The sequence below is a fragment of the Hymenobacter aranciens genome (assembly GCF_030580865.1).
Taxonomy (GTDB): domain Bacteria; phylum Bacteroidota; class Bacteroidia; order Cytophagales; family Hymenobacteraceae; genus Hymenobacter; species Hymenobacter aranciens.
On sequence record NZ_JAUQSY010000020.1, the window covers coordinates 39,849 to 55,702 of the forward strand.

Annotated in this window: 12 protein-coding genes; 7 read left to right on the forward strand and 5 right to left on the reverse strand. The window is 64.3% G+C overall.

Translation table 11 applies throughout. The features are described from left to right. Positions 1 to 109 precede the first annotated feature (109 nt). From Q5H93_RS22180 to bglX, 5 genes are all read left to right on the forward strand, one after another. Complete coding sequence (locus Q5H93_RS22180; protein ID WP_305008900.1) at positions 110 to 625, forward strand: hypothetical protein; 516 nt, start codon at positions 110 to 112, stop codon at positions 623 to 625. Positions 626 to 719: 94 nt separating this feature from the next. After that, complete coding sequence (locus tag Q5H93_RS22185; protein WP_305008901.1) at positions 720 to 875, forward strand: hypothetical protein; 156 nt, start codon at positions 720 to 722, stop codon at positions 873 to 875. Beyond that, on the forward strand, positions 847 to 1,404 hold the full coding sequence (locus tag Q5H93_RS22190; protein WP_305008902.1) for a hypothetical protein: 558 nt from the start codon (positions 847 to 849) through the stop codon (positions 1,402 to 1,404). Before Q5H93_RS22185 ends, Q5H93_RS22190 begins: the two co-directional genes overlap by 29 nt. A 58-nt stretch (positions 1,405 to 1,462) precedes the next feature. Next, positions 1,463 to 2,920 carry a glycoside hydrolase family 30 protein gene (locus Q5H93_RS22195; protein ID WP_305008904.1) on the forward strand — a complete coding sequence of 486 codons (1,458 nt, stop codon included), beginning with the start codon at positions 1,463 to 1,465 and terminating at the stop codon, positions 2,918 to 2,920. A 206-nt stretch (positions 2,921 to 3,126) separates the two neighbouring features. Next, a complete protein-coding gene (gene bglX / locus Q5H93_RS22200) occupies positions 3,127 to 5,466 on the forward strand; it encodes a beta-glucosidase BglX (protein ID WP_305008905.1) in 2,340 nt (779 codons plus the stop codon). 73 nt (positions 5,467 to 5,539) lie between these two features. On the opposite strand, the gene Q5H93_RS22205 is transcribed toward bglX, so the two are convergent. From Q5H93_RS22205 to Q5H93_RS22225, 5 genes are all read right to left on the reverse strand, one after another. Continuing rightward, entirely contained in the window at positions 5,540 to 6,703 is a 1,164-nt protein-coding gene (locus Q5H93_RS22205) for a cytochrome-c peroxidase (RefSeq protein ID WP_305008906.1), read from the reverse strand. A 6-nt stretch (positions 6,704 to 6,709) separates the two neighbouring features. After that, entirely contained in the window at positions 6,710 to 7,774 is a 1,065-nt protein-coding gene (locus Q5H93_RS22210; protein ID WP_305008907.1) for an MbnP family protein, read from the reverse strand. A 102-nt stretch (positions 7,775 to 7,876) separates the two neighbouring features. Next, positions 7,877 to 8,263, reverse strand: a complete 387-nt coding sequence (locus Q5H93_RS22215; RefSeq protein WP_305008908.1) for a hypothetical protein — start codon at positions 8,261 to 8,263, stop codon at positions 7,877 to 7,879. Positions 8,264 to 8,558: 295 nt separating this feature from the next. Beyond that, positions 8,559 to 10,550, reverse strand: a complete 1,992-nt coding sequence (locus Q5H93_RS22220) for a PAS domain S-box protein (protein ID WP_305008909.1) — start codon at positions 10,548 to 10,550, stop codon at positions 8,559 to 8,561. A 572-nt stretch (positions 10,551 to 11,122) separates the two neighbouring features. Next, on the reverse strand, positions 11,123 to 14,194 hold the full coding sequence (locus Q5H93_RS22225; RefSeq protein WP_305008910.1) for a CheR family methyltransferase: 3,072 nt from the start codon (positions 14,192 to 14,194) through the stop codon (positions 11,123 to 11,125). A gap of 94 nt (positions 14,195 to 14,288) precedes the next feature. On the opposite strand from Q5H93_RS22225, the gene Q5H93_RS22230 reads away from it, so the two are divergent. Further along, positions 14,289 to 15,308: a chemotaxis protein CheB gene (locus Q5H93_RS22230; protein WP_305008911.1), complete on the forward strand. Its 1,020-nt coding sequence runs from the start codon at positions 14,289 to 14,291 to the stop codon at positions 15,306 to 15,308. A 173-nt stretch (positions 15,309 to 15,481) separates the two neighbouring features. Then, a complete protein-coding gene (locus Q5H93_RS22235) occupies positions 15,482 to 15,727 on the forward strand; it encodes a hypothetical protein (protein WP_305008912.1) in 246 nt (81 codons plus the stop codon). Positions 15,728 to 15,854: the final 127 nt, after the last annotated feature.

A 15,854-nucleotide genomic window follows, 5' to 3' on the forward strand; every position in this document is an offset into this window, starting at 1 on the left:
GGCGCCCAGCGACGCGTATTTGCCCGCCCCGATTTCGGTGGCGTCGACTACGCCGTCGAGGTAATCTGGGCCTGGCTACACGCTGAGTGCGACGCTGACTATTCCAGCCGTGACGGGCGCCAGCGCCGCCAACACCATCAGCTTCGTGCCGGCTACGGGCGTGACGCCGGTAATTTCGGGCAGCGTGGCCGGGGCCACGACGGGCCTGATTGTGCTGAACGGCGCCGACAACCTCCGCTTCGACGGCTACAACGGCAGCACCAGCGCCCGCAACATCACCATTCGCAACACAGCCACGACCGGGGCGGCGGTGCTGCTGCAAGCCGATGCCACCAGCAACGCCCTGCGCTACCTCAACCTGGAAAGCGCCACCATTAACGGCAGTAGCGGCACGGCGTTCTTTAGCACGGGCACCACGAGCAGCAACGACGATAATACACTATCAAACTGTGATATACATGGAGCCGGCGCGGCTGTGCCGGCCTACGCCGTGTTTACGTCGGGCGCCGCCAGCACCACCGCTACCAACAGCGGCAACACCGTGCAAAGCTGCAACGTGTATGATTTCACGGCGGGCGGCGTGTACATGAGCGACACCGGCGCCGGCGGCAGAGCTGGACGGTGAGCGGCAACAACCTCTACCAAACGGCCAGCCGCACCGGCGCGTTGCGTTACATTCGCCTCACGGGGGCAGGAGCCACGTCATTACCAACAACAATGTGTACCATACCACCGGCAGCCTGGGCAGCACGGTGTTTGGTATTGCGGTGGTCGGCAACGCCACCGGCGCTACTATCAGCGGCAACACCATTGGCGGGGCAGCAGCCGACGCTGCCGTTTCTGTTTGTGCAGATTTCCGGCTACCAGCCCGATAGCAACCAACCCGTCGAATCGACTTTTTCCGAGTTGCGCGAGGCCCAGCAGCTGGCGCTGCAGTTTCCCGCCACCGGCATGGCCACGGCCATCGATGTGGGCGACTCGACCGACATCCACCCGCGCAACAAGCAGGAAGTGGGCCGCCGACTGGCTTTGCAGGCCCGCCGCGTGGCATATGGCGAAGCCAAAACCGTGGCCAGCGGGCCAGAGTTTGACAAGCTGGTCATCAAGGGCAACACGCTGCGGGTCAGCTTTAAAAACCAAGGCACCGGGCTGGTACTGAAAGACGCCAGCGGCCCCCACCTGAAAGGCTTCGCCATTGCCGGGGCCGACCGTAAGTTTGTGTGGGCGCAGGGCGAGGTGCAGGGCAACACGTTGGTGCTGCGTAGTGCGGCCGTGGCCGCGCCGGTAGCGGTGCGCTACGCCTGGGGCAACATGCCGTTTGTGAATCTGTACAACCAGGAAGGACTGCCCGCGCCGCCCTTCCGCACTGATGCGTGGCCGGGCCTGACGACCGGCAAAAAGTAGCCCCTCCCATAGCAAACACGTTGACTTTACACCACTGTTTCTCTCTTTTCCTCCCTCAATGGCTAACAAATTCCTACCCCTCCTGCTACTGTCGGCGCTGGGCACCGCCCCGGCCCTGGCCCAGCATAAGATTGTCCCCTACTCACCGGCCGGCAAAAAAGTGCGCGTGTACACCACTGCCGCCAACACCGACTTGCGCATCGCCGCCGGCCCGGAGCTAACGCTGACTCCCACCCAACAGCCGCTCGAAACCCAGGTCTGCGTATTCGTCGACCCCAGCCATACCTTCCAGACGCTCACCGGCATCGGCGGGGCACTGACCGATGCGGCGGCCGAAACCTTCGCCAAGCTGCCCAAGGACAAGCAGCAGGAATTCCTGAAAGCCTACTACAGTGCCACCGACGGCATCGGCTACTCGCTGGGCCGCACCACCATTCACAGCTCCGACTTTTCGAGCGGCAGCTACACCTACGTGCAGGACAACGACACCAAGCTGCAGTCGTTCAGCGTGAAGCACGACGAGCAGTTTCGCATTCCGTTCATCAAGCAGGCCATTGCGGCGGCGGGCGGCAAGCTGACGATGTACGTAAGCCCCTGGAGCCCGCCGGCCTGGATGAAAACCAACAACAGCATGCTGAAAGGCGGCAAGCTGAAGCCGGAATTCCGCCAGGTGTGGGCCGATTATTACGTGAAATTCATTCAGACCTACGAGAAGATGGGCATCCCCATCTGGGGCCTGTCGGTGCAGAACGAGCCGATGGCCACCCAGACCTGGGAGTCGTGCATTTACACCGGCGAGGAGGAGCGCGACTTCGTGAAAAGCTACCTCGGCCCCACGCTGCACAAGAATAAGATGGCTGATAAGAAGCTCATTGCCTGGGACCACAACCGCGACCTTATCTACCAGCGCGCCAGCACGATGCTCGACGACCCCGAGGCCGCCAAGTACGTGTGGGGCATCGGCTACCACTGGTACGAAACCTGGACCGGCAGCACGATGCTGTTCGACAACCTGCGCCGCACCCACGAGGCCTATCCCGACAAAAACCTGATTTTCACCGAGGGCTGCGTCGAGAAATTCGACCTCACCAAGGTGAACGACTGGGCCCTGGGCGAGCGCTACGGCCACTCGATGATTAACGACTTCAACGCCGGCACCGTGGCCTGGACCGACTGGAACGTGCTGCTGGACGAAACCGGCGGCCCCAACCACGTCGGCAACTTCTGCTACGCCCCCGTGCACGCCGACATCAAGGCCGGCAAGCTCATCTACACCAACAGCTACTACTACATCGGCCACTTCTCGAAGTTCATCCGCCCCGGCGCTAAGCGCGTCAGCAGCAGCTCGAACCGCGACCACCTGCAAACCACCGCTTTCGTGAACCCCGACGGCAGCGTGGCCGTGGTGGTGATGAACAACAGCAACCAGAAGCAGGACCTGCAGCTGTGGGTGAAAGGCCAAGGCGCCAAAACGGAGAGCCTGCCGCACTCGATTTCTACTTATCTGATTAAGTAATAACAGGAATCTGACAAAACACCTGTCATGCTGAACGCAGTGAAGCATCCTCTCACGCCGGAACGAGGCAGTAACCCAATCGTTCAAGCGCGAGAGGATGCTTCACTGCGTTCAGCATGACAGGCGTTTGTCACGTTCCACTTCTTCCGTTTCCCGCCGTAGCTTCGCGGCACGTTCTCTCCTTCACCAAAACCCCACCCGGACCGTTGCTTTCCCGTCGCCTTTCGCCGCTGCTGCTAGCCGGGGCGCTGCTGGCCCTGCCCGCCGCCGCCCAAAAAACCAAACCCGCCAAAACCAAGGCCCCCGCCCCCACCGCGTCGCCCGCCGATAAGGCGGCGGCCATGCGTACCTACGTGGACGCCCTGCTGGCCAAAATGACGCTGGACGAAAAAATCGGTCAGCTCAATCTGCTCACCATCGGCTTCGACGTGACCGGCCCCATGGTGAGTAAAAACGTAGACGAGAACATTCGCAAAGGTCTGGTGGGCGGCGTGTTCAATACTTACACGCCCAACGCCACCCGCAAGCTGCAGGAGCTGGCCACGAAGCAAACCCGGCTGGGCATTCCGCTCATCCTAGGCTACGACGTGGTGCATGGGCACCGCACCATCTTCCCGGCGCCGCTGGGGCTGGCTGCGTCCTGGGACATGGCCGCCGTGGAGCGCAGCGCCCGCGTGGCCGCCGAAGAAAGCAGCGCCGACGGCCTCAACTGGGTGTACTCGCCGATGGTGGACATTGCCCGCGACCCGCGCTGGGGCCGCGTGATGGAAGGCGCCGGCGAAGACCCCTACCTCGGCGCCCTGGTGGCCGCCGCCACGGTGCGCGGCTACCAGGGCCCCGACCTGAGCGCCAACAATGCCGTGATGGCCTGCGTGAAGCACTTTGCCCTCTACGGCGCCGCCGAGGCCGGCCGCGAGTACAACACCACCGACATGAGCCGCGTGCGCATGTACAACGAGTACCTGGCCCCATACAAAGCCGCCGTAGACGCCGGCGCGGGCTCGCTGATGAGCTCGTTCAATGAAATCGATGGCATTCCGGCTACTGCCAACCGCTGGCTGCTCGACGACCTGCTGCGGAAAGAATGGGGCTTCAAGGGCGTCGTAGTCACCGACTACGCTTCCATCAACGAGATTCCGACCCACGGCTACGCCGCTACGGAGGCCGAGGCCGCCCGCCAGGCCCTAGCCGCCGGTTCCGACATGGACATGGTGGGCGAAACCTTCCTGCACCACCTCGGCGCGGCCGTGAAAAGCGGCCAGCTCTCGGAGGCGCAGGTTACCGAGGCCTGCCGCCGCATTCTCGAAGCCAAGTACAAGCTCGGCCTCTTTCAGGATGCTTACCGAGGCGTGACGCCCGCGCGCGCCGCCGCCACCATGCTCAAGCCCGAGTTTCGGGCCAGCGCCCGCGACATTGCCCGCAAGACGATGGTGCTGCTGAAAAACGAGCGCCAGACCCTGCCGCTCAAAAAGTCCGGCACTATTGCGCTGGTCGGCCCGCTAGCCAACCGCCAGCGCGACCTCATCGGCCCGTGGAGCGCGGCCGGCGACTGGAAGCAGGCCGTGTCACTGGAACAAGGCATTAAGAACGTGGCCGGTAACGGCGTGAAAGTCATCTACGCCAAGGGTGCCAACGTCATCGACGACCCGCAGCTCATTGAGCGTCTCAACCGCGACAACGGCCTGCTTGACCTCGACCCGCGCCCCAGCGAACAGCTTATTGCGGAGGCCGTGAAGGCCGCCCAGCAGGCCGACGTAGTGGTGGCCGCCGTGGGCGAAGCCGCCGGCATGAGCGGCGAGGCCGCCAGCCGCTCCGACATCGGCCTGCCCGGCCAGCAGCTGGAGTTGCTGAAGGCACTGAAGAAAACCGGCAAGCCGCTGGTTGTCGTGCTCATGAACGGCCGCCCGCTGGCCCTGCCCTGGGAACAGGCCAACGCCGACGCCATCCTGGAAACCTGGCTGGCCGGCACCGAGGGCGGCAATGCCATTGCCGACGTGCTCTTCGGGGCCTACAACCCCGCCGGCCACCTCACCATGACTTTCCCGCAGAACGTGGGCCAGATTCCCATCTACTACAACCACAAAAGCACCGGCCGCCCCTACGACAGCGTGGCGCCCGACAAGTACAAGTCGCGCTACCTCGACGTAGTCAACGAGCCGCTCTACCCCTTCGGTTTCGGCCTGAGCTACACCAAATTCAGCTACGGCAAGCCCCAGCTCAGCAAAGCCAGCCTGCGCCCCGGTGAAGGCCTCGACGTGACCGTGACCGTGCAAAACACCGGCAGCTACGACGGCGAGGAAGTAGCCCAGCTGTACCTGCGCGACGTGGCTGCCAGCGTAACGCGCCCAGTGAAGGAGCTCAAAGGCTACCAGAAAATCATGCTCAGGAAAGGTGAGAGCCGCACGCTCACTTTCCACCTCACGCCCGACGACTTAAAGTTTTACAACCACGACCTCATGCTGGGGGCCGAGCCGGGCGAGTTCCGCGTGTTCGTGGGGCCCAACTCGCGCGATGTGCAGGAATTGTCGTTCACGCTGCAGAATTGATTCGTTTTATTTCAGCGTAAAAAAGGGCCTCCCGCACCGTGCGGGAGGCCCTTTTTGGTAGCAAGCCAATAGATTACGGTGCCGGCGCGGCAAAGCGTGGGTCGCGCACAAAGTCCTCATCCGTCAGCGTTTTCAGGAAGGCAATGACCTTACGCTTCTCGGCGGCTGTCATGCCCAGCTGGGCGCGGGCGTCGTCGGGGTCATTACTGGAAGTCAGCATATTGACTTCGATGTTGGGGCTATTGCGCTTAACGTGGTCGCTGTAGTGGTCGAGCACTTCTTCCAGCGTGTTGAAGCGGCCATCGTGCATGTAGGGCGCGGTCAGGTTGATGTTGCGGAGCGAGGCAACCTTGAATTTGCCGTTGTCGGAGCTTTTGCCAGTCACGGCCCCCAGCCCCAGGTCGGTGAACGTCACATCCAAGCCATTGTTGATGATGTTGCCGCTTTGCAGGCTGCCCCCGTTTTGCAGGTTGCCCTTGTGGCAGTCACCGCAGTTGGCCCCCCGCACAAATACCTGCCGGCCGTTAACCCACTCATTCTGCGGATGCTGATTAAAAAGCTTCTCACCATCGATTTCCTCGGCCGTCAGGGCGCTGAACTCGCCGCGCATGTAGCGGTCGTAGCGCGAGTTGCCCGAAATAAGGGTGCGCTCAAACTGGGCCAGGGCTTTCAGCAGGTTGTCGGAAGTAATGACCTTGGTTTTAAACGCCTTGTTGAACAGCGTGACGTACTTCGGCATCTGCTGGAGCTTGGCGGCGCTGGCTTCTACCGACTGCCCCATTTCGATGGGGTTTTGCAGCGGTACGCGGGCCTGGGTTTCCAGGGTTTTGGTAGCCCCATCCCAAGCCATGTCCTTTTCCCAGAGCATATTTTGAATAGGCATGGTGCTACGGGCGTGCTGGCTGCCGTGTACGCCGGTGGCGCGGGCCAGCCCGTCGGTGAAGGCCAGCGCCTGCTTATGGCAGCTGGCGCACGACACGGTGTTGTCAATCGACAGCGCCTTTTCGTAAAACAGGTGGCGGCCCAGCTCCACGCCTTCCACCGTCAGGGGGTTGTCGAGGGGCTGGGTGGGCGTCTGGTTGAAGTTGGCGGGCAGCACCAGGTTGTAGGGCGTGGGGTCGGACACGGGCTGGTCGGGCGTCACCGGCTCCTTGTCGCGGCAGCAGGCCAGCGCGGTAGTCAGCAGGACGGCCAGCAGGCCGTGGCGCACCCAGGCAGTGGTTTGCAGTGCTTTCATAGGAGTTTAGTTGGCTTCGATGCGGTCGACACTGAACATGCCGGCGGCGTAGTTGTCGGCTAGGGATGTGGCCCCGCCAACGTGGCCCAGCGTGTAGGTGGTCACGAAGTTGATGTTGGCCGCCGGGTTAGCCGCGTTTTCAAACATAGCCAGCGGGTTCACCCGCACGTGCACGGCGGGCAGGTGTCCACCCGCCACCGGCAAGGTGCTGCCGCCGAAGCTTGGCTTCACCGTGCGGATGTTGCGCACACCACCCACGTGGAAGACAAGCGCCCCGCCCTGGGCGCCCGACTGCGCCGAGGTGCCTTCCATTTTCAGGTACACGTAGCCCTGATTCCAGTTCCAGAACATGTCGCTGCCAGAGTCGAGGACGCCGGTTTGGGCGCCCGAGAAGTTGCGGGCCGAATCGACGCCCACGATGAAGCTCATGCCGGTGTAGCTGCCCACCGGCACGTTCTGCACCAGCAGGCGCTTCGACGCAGGCACGGTGGCGTCAAATAAGTAATAGCTTTCGGGCACGAGGTAGCTGCTGCCATCGGGCTTGAACAAACGGATGTTCGAAAACAAATACTTGAACTTGCTGAACTTGACGTTCTGCCCATCGGCCTTGGTGTAGTCGGTGTCGAGGGCAAAGGCGTTGCCGTTTACCTGCGTATCGAAGTCGATGGTGAAGCTAGCGGCGGTGGCCGTGGACGCAGTAGTGAGCGTCACGGCCGGCACCACGACGATGGTGCCCACCGCCGGCGTGGCCGTTTGGGTAGCCGGGGCCGCGTAGTTGGTGGTGGGGGTGAAGCTGATGATATAGGCCGTGCCCACCGTCAGCCCCGCCAGCGAGTAATTGCCGGTGAGGGGGTCGGGCGTGGCGGTGAAGGTAGTGCCGTTGGGCGCGGTGGCCGTGACGGTGCTCACCGAGCCGAGGGGACTGGTGGTGCCGGCCAGCGTACTGGTGACGGGCGCGGGCGCTTGCAGCGGAATATCCTCTTTGCTGCAGCCACTCAGGCCAGCCGATAAGCTCAGGGCGACGGGCAGGCCCAGGGCCAGCAGCAATACTTTGGGAAAAGGCATTTTCATAAACGGAAAGCGGTAAAATTTCAGGTGAAACCAGCCCGGGCGCCGCCAGTAGCAGACACGCTGCGCGGCAAAAAGGTGCGCCCGGCGCAGTAAGTCGCGGGTTCAGCCGAGCATTACCGGGGGGCGTAGCAGGCGGGCGGCCCACTCGAAGGCGTAGGGCGGGGCCGGGGCGGCGGGCCAGCGCCGGGCGGGCGGCAGCCAGTGGTGCCGACGCGGGGCACGCAGGCAGATAAAGGCCGTGGGCAGCACTTCACACTTCACTTTGGCGCGGGCGGTGGCGGGGGCCTTCTCGGAGCCGCCGCTGGCTTTGCGCAGCTGCCGGGCAAGGTAGCACTTGCCGTTGCAATGCAGGCGCGGCCGGGCTTTATTGACGCAGAACAGCCGGGTAATGCGCGTTTTATTGACCTGGTAGTTCACCACCAGCAACTCCTGGCTGAACGACTGCAGCAGGATGAGGACAGTGAAGAACCAGGCCAGGAGGCGCGCCATAGAAACAATACAAGCTCAAATGTAGGACTGGGCTTAACAAAAATCGCGCCTACAAATAGGTGTTGGGTGTTTGGTTTTAGGTATTCGGATAACAGTTACTCAACACCCAACACCCAACACCCAACACCCAACACCCAACTCCCAACACCCAACTCCCAACTCCCAACACCCAACTCCCAACACCCAACTCCCAACTCCCAACTCCCAACTCCCAACACCCAACTCCCAACTCCCAACTCCCAACACCCAACTCCCAACTCCCAACTCCCAACTCCCAACTCCCAACTCCCGTTTTTTAAAACCCCAACTCGATACTCACAATCGTTCCCTTTCCCTGCCGCGAGTCAATATCCAGCGTGCCACCCAGCAGCAGCACGCGGTTGCGCACCCCCGTGAGGCCGATGCCGCCCAACGGCTCGGTGGCCAGGCGGGCGGCGGCGAAGCCAACGCCATTATCCTCCACGGTGAGCTCCAGGCGGGCGTTTTCGCGCACCACGTAGATGCGGGCTTCGGTGGCCTGAGCGTGCTTCATCACGTTGTTGAGCAGCTCCTGGGTGATGCGGTACACGGCAATTTCGACCGGGGCGGGCAGGGGTTTTTCGAGGCCCACGGGGTGCAGGCTCACGCGCAGCTGGCGGGCGCCGATGCGCTTGACGATTTCTTCGAGGGCGGCGCGCAGGCCGAAGTCTTCGAGGATGCCGGGGGTGAGCTCGAACGAGATGCGGCGGGTGGCCTGGATGGCCTCCTTGAGCAGCTCCTGGGCGGCTTCGGCGGCGGGTGTGTGCTGGCCTTCGAGGTTGAGCTTGGTGGCGTAGAGCAGCTGGCCGAGGCCGTTGTGCAGGGCTTCGGCAATGCGCTTGCGCTCGCTTTCCTGGGTGTCGAGCACGGCGGCCAGCACTTCCTTTTGCTGGCGCAGGCGCAGCTGGGTGGCTTCTTCGGCCAGCCGGTCGCGCTCGGTCACGTCGCGCACGATGCAGAGTACCCCGTTGATGGGCAGCTCGTCGCCGTCGCGCATGGGCACGAGGTAGGCGTCGTAGCGGCCCTCGCGGTAGCGGAAGGGCTGGCTGAGCAGCGTCACGGCCTCGCCGGCCAGCACGCGCTGGAAGCCATCCTTGTGAGTGGCGGTATTGAAGTGGCCCAGCACGTCGATGACCGGGCGGCCGAGCACCTGGGCGGCGCGCAGGCCGGTGTATTCCACGATGCGGGCGTTCCAGGCGGTGAGGCGGCCGTGGCGGTCGACGGCGGCGATGCCATCGACGCTGTTTTCGAGCAGGCGGTTGCTGAACTCCTGCTCCTGGCGCAGGCGCTGGGCCACGGCGCGCGGGGCGGTGGTGTCGCGCCAGAGGCAGTGCAGCAGCAGCTGGCCATTGACCACCACGGGACTAAACGACAGCTCATCCCACACTTCCGGGCCGGGGGCAGCGGGGCGGCGCGTCCACTCCAGGCGGCTCCAGCCGGTGGTGCTGGCCTGGTGCAGGCACTCGGCCAGCAGGGTGTGGGAGCGGCGGCCGTCGGGCTGGTGCTCGGGCCAGAACCGGGCCAGGGACTGGCCGCGCAGGGCGGCGGGGTTGGGCAGCTGCAGCAGGCGGGCAGCGGCGCGGTTGGCCTCCACTATCCGGGGGCCGTCGAGCAGCAGCATGCCGTCGGCGCTTTGCTCGAAGGTGGCGCGGAAGCGGGCCTCGCTGGCGGCCAGGGCGTCGGCGGCGCGGCGGCGCTCCTCAATGTCGAGGATGACGAGCTGGCACTGGGGGCGGCCCTGGGCATCGGGCCGGCTGAGGCCCTGCAGCTGGGCGAAGAAGGGCCGGCCGTTGTCGCGCAACAGCTCCAGCTCGGTGTATTGGGTGTCGGCCGAGTGCAGCACCTGGCCCATAAACCCGGTGAAACGGGCGCGGTGGGCGGCGGCTACAAACTGCAGAAAGTGCTGGTGCAGCAGGCGCTGACGCACCCCACCCAGCAGCCGGGCAGCAAAAAGGTTGAGCTGGGCAATAGTTTCGTCGGGGCGCAGGGTGAGGTAGCCCACGGGGGCAAACTCGTAGAGGTCGGTGTATTGCAGGCGCAGGGCGTCGGCCTCGGCCCGGGCCAGCAGCAGCTCCTCGTGCTGCATTTCGAGCTCAATCTGGTGGGTTTGCAGCTCCAGCAGCAGGCGCTGCACTTCCTCGGGGGCGTGGGGCGCAGCGGCCGTTGCCAGGCGGCGGCGCTCGTCGGCGCGCTCGCGCAGGCGCAGCAGGGCGGCCTGCTCCGGCAAGGGGGTGCGGTCGGCGGGGTCCGGGGTAGCGGTTTCGTCCATGTGCGCAAGGTACGATTTTGGGGGGGAGGTGCGGGCGGATCTTTTGGAGCTGCACTCCGAAAGAGCTGCCAAGGTGCCCTATCGGGGCTCGCTCCCCTTGCCTCTCCTAAACCCCATTGGAGGGCAGTTCTGGTCGCTGCTTATTCTCGGAGCAGCAGCGAGCGGCGACGTAGCGGTCCGTACTGCAACTAACCCTAGCATCACCGTCAGCAATGCGACTGTTAGCGGCTGTGGACCGTGGTTCGCCAAGTAGCACCAATGCGGTTGCTTGCCACGCCGATAGGCCTACTAGTACCACCGATACAGCTGTTAGTACCACCAATACAGCTACCAGTACTGCCAATACAGCTACCAATACTGCCAACGCAGCTGCTTGTTACACCAATGCGGTGACTAGTGACGCCTTTGCGGTTACTGCTATTGCCGCTACGACTAGCAGCGGCACTAACTTAGCTATTTACACTTCCGATGCACTTACTACTGCTACTAACACGGTCGGTTGACACTCCGATAGTGCTACTTGTTGCCACGACACGTTAAGTAGTCACCATTTTACTACTAGCTGTTGACTGCTAATAGTTATTTCGGTCTTCATTGGGTTCTCCCCCCACCCTACTTACGCCCAGCAGCACCCGGCCGGTGGGCTGGCCCTCGTGTTGCAAGCGGCGGCCATATAGCTCCACCCGGCGGCGGCCCTGCTGGGGCAGCTCCACGTCCAAAGGCAGGCCGTCGAACCCGGTGCTGCCGGAGGCAGGGTCGAGCAGGGCCAGCAGGGCGGTGCGCAGGGCGGGCTGGTCCCAGGTGGCGGCGGGGCCGAGGGCGGCCAGCGACTGACCCAGCAGCTCGGCGGGGCGGCGCTGGAGCAGCTCGGCAAAGGCGCGGTTGAGGAAGCCCAGGCGCAGGTCGTGGTCGAAGTCGGCCACGGGCTCGCGCATGGCGTCCTGCAGGGTCTGGGTGTAGCGGGCGGCCTCCTGGAGGCGGGCTTCGAGGGTTTTGAGGCTGGTGACGTCGGTGAAGGTGATGACGGCGCCGCTGATGTAGTTATCGAGGGTGCGGTAGGGCAGAATGCGCATGGCGTACCGCTCGCCGGCCACGGTCTGGATGTTGGTTTCGATGCTCACCAGGCGGTCGAGCACCTGCTGCACGTCGGCCATCAGGCCCTCGTAGCGCAGGTTGGAGGCGAAGTGGGCCAGGGGGCGGCCTACGTCGCTGGGCATCAGGTTCACGATGCGGCCGACGGGCGGCGTGAAGCGCTTAATGGTGAGGTCGTGGTCGAGGAAGATGGTGGCGATTTCGGTGGCGTCGAGCAGGTTCTTCATGTCGTTGGCGGCCTCGCTCAGCTCCTCAGTCTTGCTCAGGTACTGCATGTTGAGGGTCATAAGCTCCTCGTTGAGGCTCTGCATTTCCTCCTTGTTGGTCATGGCCTCCTCGTTGGTGCTCTGCAGCTCCTCGTTGGCGCTTTGCAGCTCCTCGTTGGTGCTTTTGAGCTCTTCCAGGCTGCTTTCCATCTCCTCAATGGTGGTTTGGAGGCGGTGCTTGGTGTACTGCAGCTCCTTATCAAGGGTGGCCACGGCGGCGTCGCGGCTGTTGGCGGGGGCAGCCGGGTCGGCTTTGGCCACGCGCACCTTGCGGGGCGTGGGCACATCCTCAAACGCCACCAGCACCAGCCCGGCCAGGGCTTCGGGCTCCCCGAGGGGCTTCACGCTGAGGCGCAACAGCTGGTGGCCGGTGTCGGTGCGCACCTTCACGTTGTCCACCACCACTTCCTCGTGCTGCTGGTAGGCGCGGTGCACGGCCCCGCTGAGCTCGAAGTTGAGCTCCTCGCGGGCCATGTCAAAAATGTTCATGCCGCTGAGGCCGGGGGCGGGCTCCAGGTACTTGCCGGTGCGGCCGTTGATGTACAGGATTTCGCCCTTCTGGTTGATGACTACCGCCGGGGGCGCGTAGGTGCGCAGCAGGGCTTTCTGCACGAGGGTGGCAAAGGGCCCGCCGTCGCGGCGGGCCAAGGAAGAAGCGGCAATCATGGCGGAGGCTTGCGGCCCGCTGGCGTATTGCCGGGCCATCGAAAACGGAAAGTTAAGAATACGGGGCAGCGAGGTGCTGGCGTCGGTGCGGCGCGAGAGCTTCCACTTCACGTCGAGCGGCACAAACAAATCATTAAAGCCGGTGATGTTTTCGCTGGGCCCCAGCAGCAGCAGCGCGCCGGGGTTGAGGGCGTAGTGGAAGATGGGCAGCAGGTTCTTTTGCAGCTCGGCCGAGAGGTAGATGAGCAGGTTGCGGCAGCACAGCAGGTCGAGCTTGGTGAAGGGCGCGTCCTTGTTCACGTCGTGCAGGGCAAACACCACCACATCGCGCACCTCCTTGCGAATCTGGTAGTGGCCGTTGAGCTTGTGAAAGAAGCGCTGGAGGCGGCCGGGGTTCACGTCGGCCTCGATGCTGCCGGGATAAAGGCCGATGCGGGCCTGGTCGATGCCCTCGGCGTTGATGTCGGTGGCGAAAATCTGGATTTTGAGGTAGAGCGCGGGGTCCACGCTGTCGAGGCCTTCGAGCAGCGTCATGGCCAGTGAGTAGGCCTCTTCGCCGGTAGAGCAGCCGGGGGCCCACACCCGGATGGTGCTGTCGACGGGCTTGGTTTGCAACATCGGCCGCAGGTGGCGCTTGAGCAGCTCGAAGGCCTCGGCATCGCGGAAAAACCTGGTGACGCCAATCAGCAATTCCTTGAACAGGTGCTCCACCTCCTGGGGGTTTTCCTGCAGGTAGCGCACGTAGTTGGCAAACTCCTTTATCTGGTGCGAGTTCATGCGGCGCTCAATGCGCCGGAACACCGTGTTGCGCTTATAGTGGCTGAAATCGTGGCCCGTCTGGGTGCGGATGAGCAGGAAAATCTTTTGCAGGGCGTGGGCGGGCTTGCCCTCGGCGGCCTCGGTGGCTTCGCGGCTGGGCCGGGCCAGCAGGGGCTTGCGCACGTACTCCAGCAGCTTGCCGGGGAGCAGGTCGGCGGGCAGCACAAAGTCCACAAACTCGGTGCCCAGCGCCGCCCGCGGCAGGGCGTCGAACTCGGCGGTTTCGGGGCTTTGCACCATCACCATGCCGAAGTTTTCCATCACCATCTTCAGGCCAATCACGCCATCGGCGCCCAGGCCCGAGAAGAGGATGCACACGGCGCGCTCGCGGGCGTCCTTGGCCAGGCTTTGCAGGAAGTAGTCGATGGGCAGGCGGCGGCCCGGCGGCTGGGTGGGCGCCAGCAGCAGCAGCGCGCCGTGCAGCAAACTCAGGTCCTTGTCGGGCGGGATGACGTAGACCTGGTTGGGGCGCACGCGCTGGCCGTCCTGCACCTGCTGCACGGGCATGGTGGTGCTGCGCTGCAGCACGGCGGGCAGCTCATTGTTCTGGCCGGGCAGCAGGTGGCTTATCACCACGAAGGCCAGGCCGCTGTCGGCAGGCATATTCTTAAAGAACAGCTCGAAGCCCGCCAGCGCCCCGGCCGAGCCGCCCAGCGCTACTATCGGGAACTTGTCGGCCTCGCCCACCATGCGACCCGGGCGCGGGCCGGCGGGCCCCACGGCCTCGGGCGCATTCGGGGGAGGGCTGCTGGGGTCGGGCTGGGCAGCAGCGGCATCGGCAGATAGAGGCGGAGTTGTCATAGTGGGGAGAATGTTGGCCAAAGGTAGCGCCAGCCCGACGGGCCTTGCCGGAAGCAGGCTGGCTTACGTAGAGCGTCCAACCTACTCTTTGCCTATGGCTCTTTCCCCCCATCACCTCATCGTCATTGGCACCTCGGCGGGCGGCATGCCGGCGCTGGTGCGGCTCATTGGGCAACTGCCGGGCTCGCTGCCGGCCGCCGTGCTGGTGGTGCAGCACCTGGCCCCCGACTCGTTGGGCGCGTACCTCGTCGACCGCCTCGCCCACCACACCACCCTGCTCTGCCACCTGGCCCAGGACGGCACGCCCATCGAGCCCGGCCACCTCTACCTAGCCCCGCCCGACCACCACCTGCTGGTGAAGGACAACCGGCTGCTCGTGACCAAAGGGCCCCACGAAAACCACTACCGCCCCGCCGCCGACGCGCTGTTCCGCTCGGCCGCCGTGTACTACGGCGAGCGGGTCATCGGCGTGGTGCTGACGGGCATGCTGCACGACGGCACCGCCGGCCTCGACTTCATCAAGCGCTGCGGCGGCCGGGCCGTGGTGCAGGACCCGCACGATGCCGAGTTCGACAGCATGCCCCAGAGCGCCATCCGCCACGTGGCCGTGGACTATACCGTGCCGCTCGACGCCATGGGGGCCCTGCTCCAGCAGCTGGTGCAGGCGCCCATCGCGCCCGCCGCGCCCGTGCCCGCCGACCTGCAGACCGAGGCCGCCATTGCCGAGCGCGTGGTGGGCAGCACCGAGGCCGTGCAGCAGATTGGCCGCCTGGCGCCCCTCAGCTGCCCCGACTGCGGCGGCACGCTCTGGGAAATGCAGCAGGGCAACATTCTACGCTTCCGCTGCCACACCGGCCACGCCTACACCGCCGACGGCCTGCTGCTGAAGTCGCAGCACCAGCTCGAAGAAACCCTCTGGGTGGCCCTGCGCACGATGGAGGAGCGCAAAAACCTGCTCACCAGCATGGCCAGCCGCGGCGAGGGGCAGTGGAGCATTCAGCAGGAAGAGCGAGTGGAGGAAATCAAGCGGCACGTCAACCGCCTGCGGGAGTTTTTGCTGAACGGGGCGGCCGGCGAAGGGCGCCCCGGAGATAACTCGCAACCGTCTACGTAAACCCGGCCATAGCCTACGTAGAAAACTCGGCTGTGGCTCCGTAGATGTTGGTATTTTGGGTATTCAAACTCCTTTTTGTCCATAAAACAGCAGCCGGGGGCTTGCTTTCCTCGTTGGAGGCAGTGGTTCTTTGTTCCAACCATTCCACAAACTCCACAAGCCTTTCTGAGTATATGAAAGCCAGCACTCCTCTCACCAACGCCACTCCCCCTACCCCGGCCCGCACGCCCGCCAAGCGTGGCTTTGCAGCCATGAGCGCCGAAACCCGCCAGCGCATTGCCAGCGCCGGCGGCAAGGCCGCCCACGAAAGCGGCCGCGGCCACCAGTGGACCAGCGAATCGGCCCGCGCCGCCGGGCGCAAGGGCGGCCTGGCCCGCCCCTCGCTCAACCGCGACGCCGACACCAAGCGCAACGCGTAATCCCCCTTCAGGCCTTGCCTGCAAACGCCCCCGGCATCTTTGGTGTCGGGGGCGTTTGCCTTGCAACCCCGGGGGCCGGGCCAGCATCTTCCTGCTGCCCCCAAATGGCTGGCGGCTACGGCTGCCC

Coding starts and splice junctions, on each gene's coding strand:
- Q5H93_RS22220 (WP_305008909.1), bottom strand. CDS start 10,550: ATGGACGAAACCGCTACCCCGGACCCCGCCGACCGCACCCCCTTGCCG.
- Q5H93_RS22210 (WP_305008907.1), bottom strand. CDS start 7,774: ATGAAAATGCCTTTTCCCAAAGTATTGCTGCTGGCCCTGGGCCTGCCC.
- Q5H93_RS22225 (WP_305008910.1), bottom strand. CDS start 14,194: ATGACAACTCCGCCTCTATCTGCCGATGCCGCTGCTGCCCAGCCCGAC.
- Q5H93_RS22230 (WP_305008911.1), top strand. CDS start 14,289: ATGGCTCTTTCCCCCCATCACCTCATCGTCATTGGCACCTCGGCGGGC.
- Q5H93_RS22235 (WP_305008912.1), top strand. CDS start 15,482: ATGAAAGCCAGCACTCCTCTCACCAACGCCACTCCCCCTACCCCGGCC.
- Q5H93_RS22195 (WP_305008904.1), top strand. CDS start 1,463: ATGGCTAACAAATTCCTACCCCTCCTGCTACTGTCGGCGCTGGGCACC.
- Q5H93_RS22215 (WP_305008908.1), bottom strand. CDS start 8,263: ATGGCGCGCCTCCTGGCCTGGTTCTTCACTGTCCTCATCCTGCTGCAG.
- Q5H93_RS22205 (WP_305008906.1), bottom strand. CDS start 6,703: ATGAAAGCACTGCAAACCACTGCCTGGGTGCGCCACGGCCTGCTGGCC.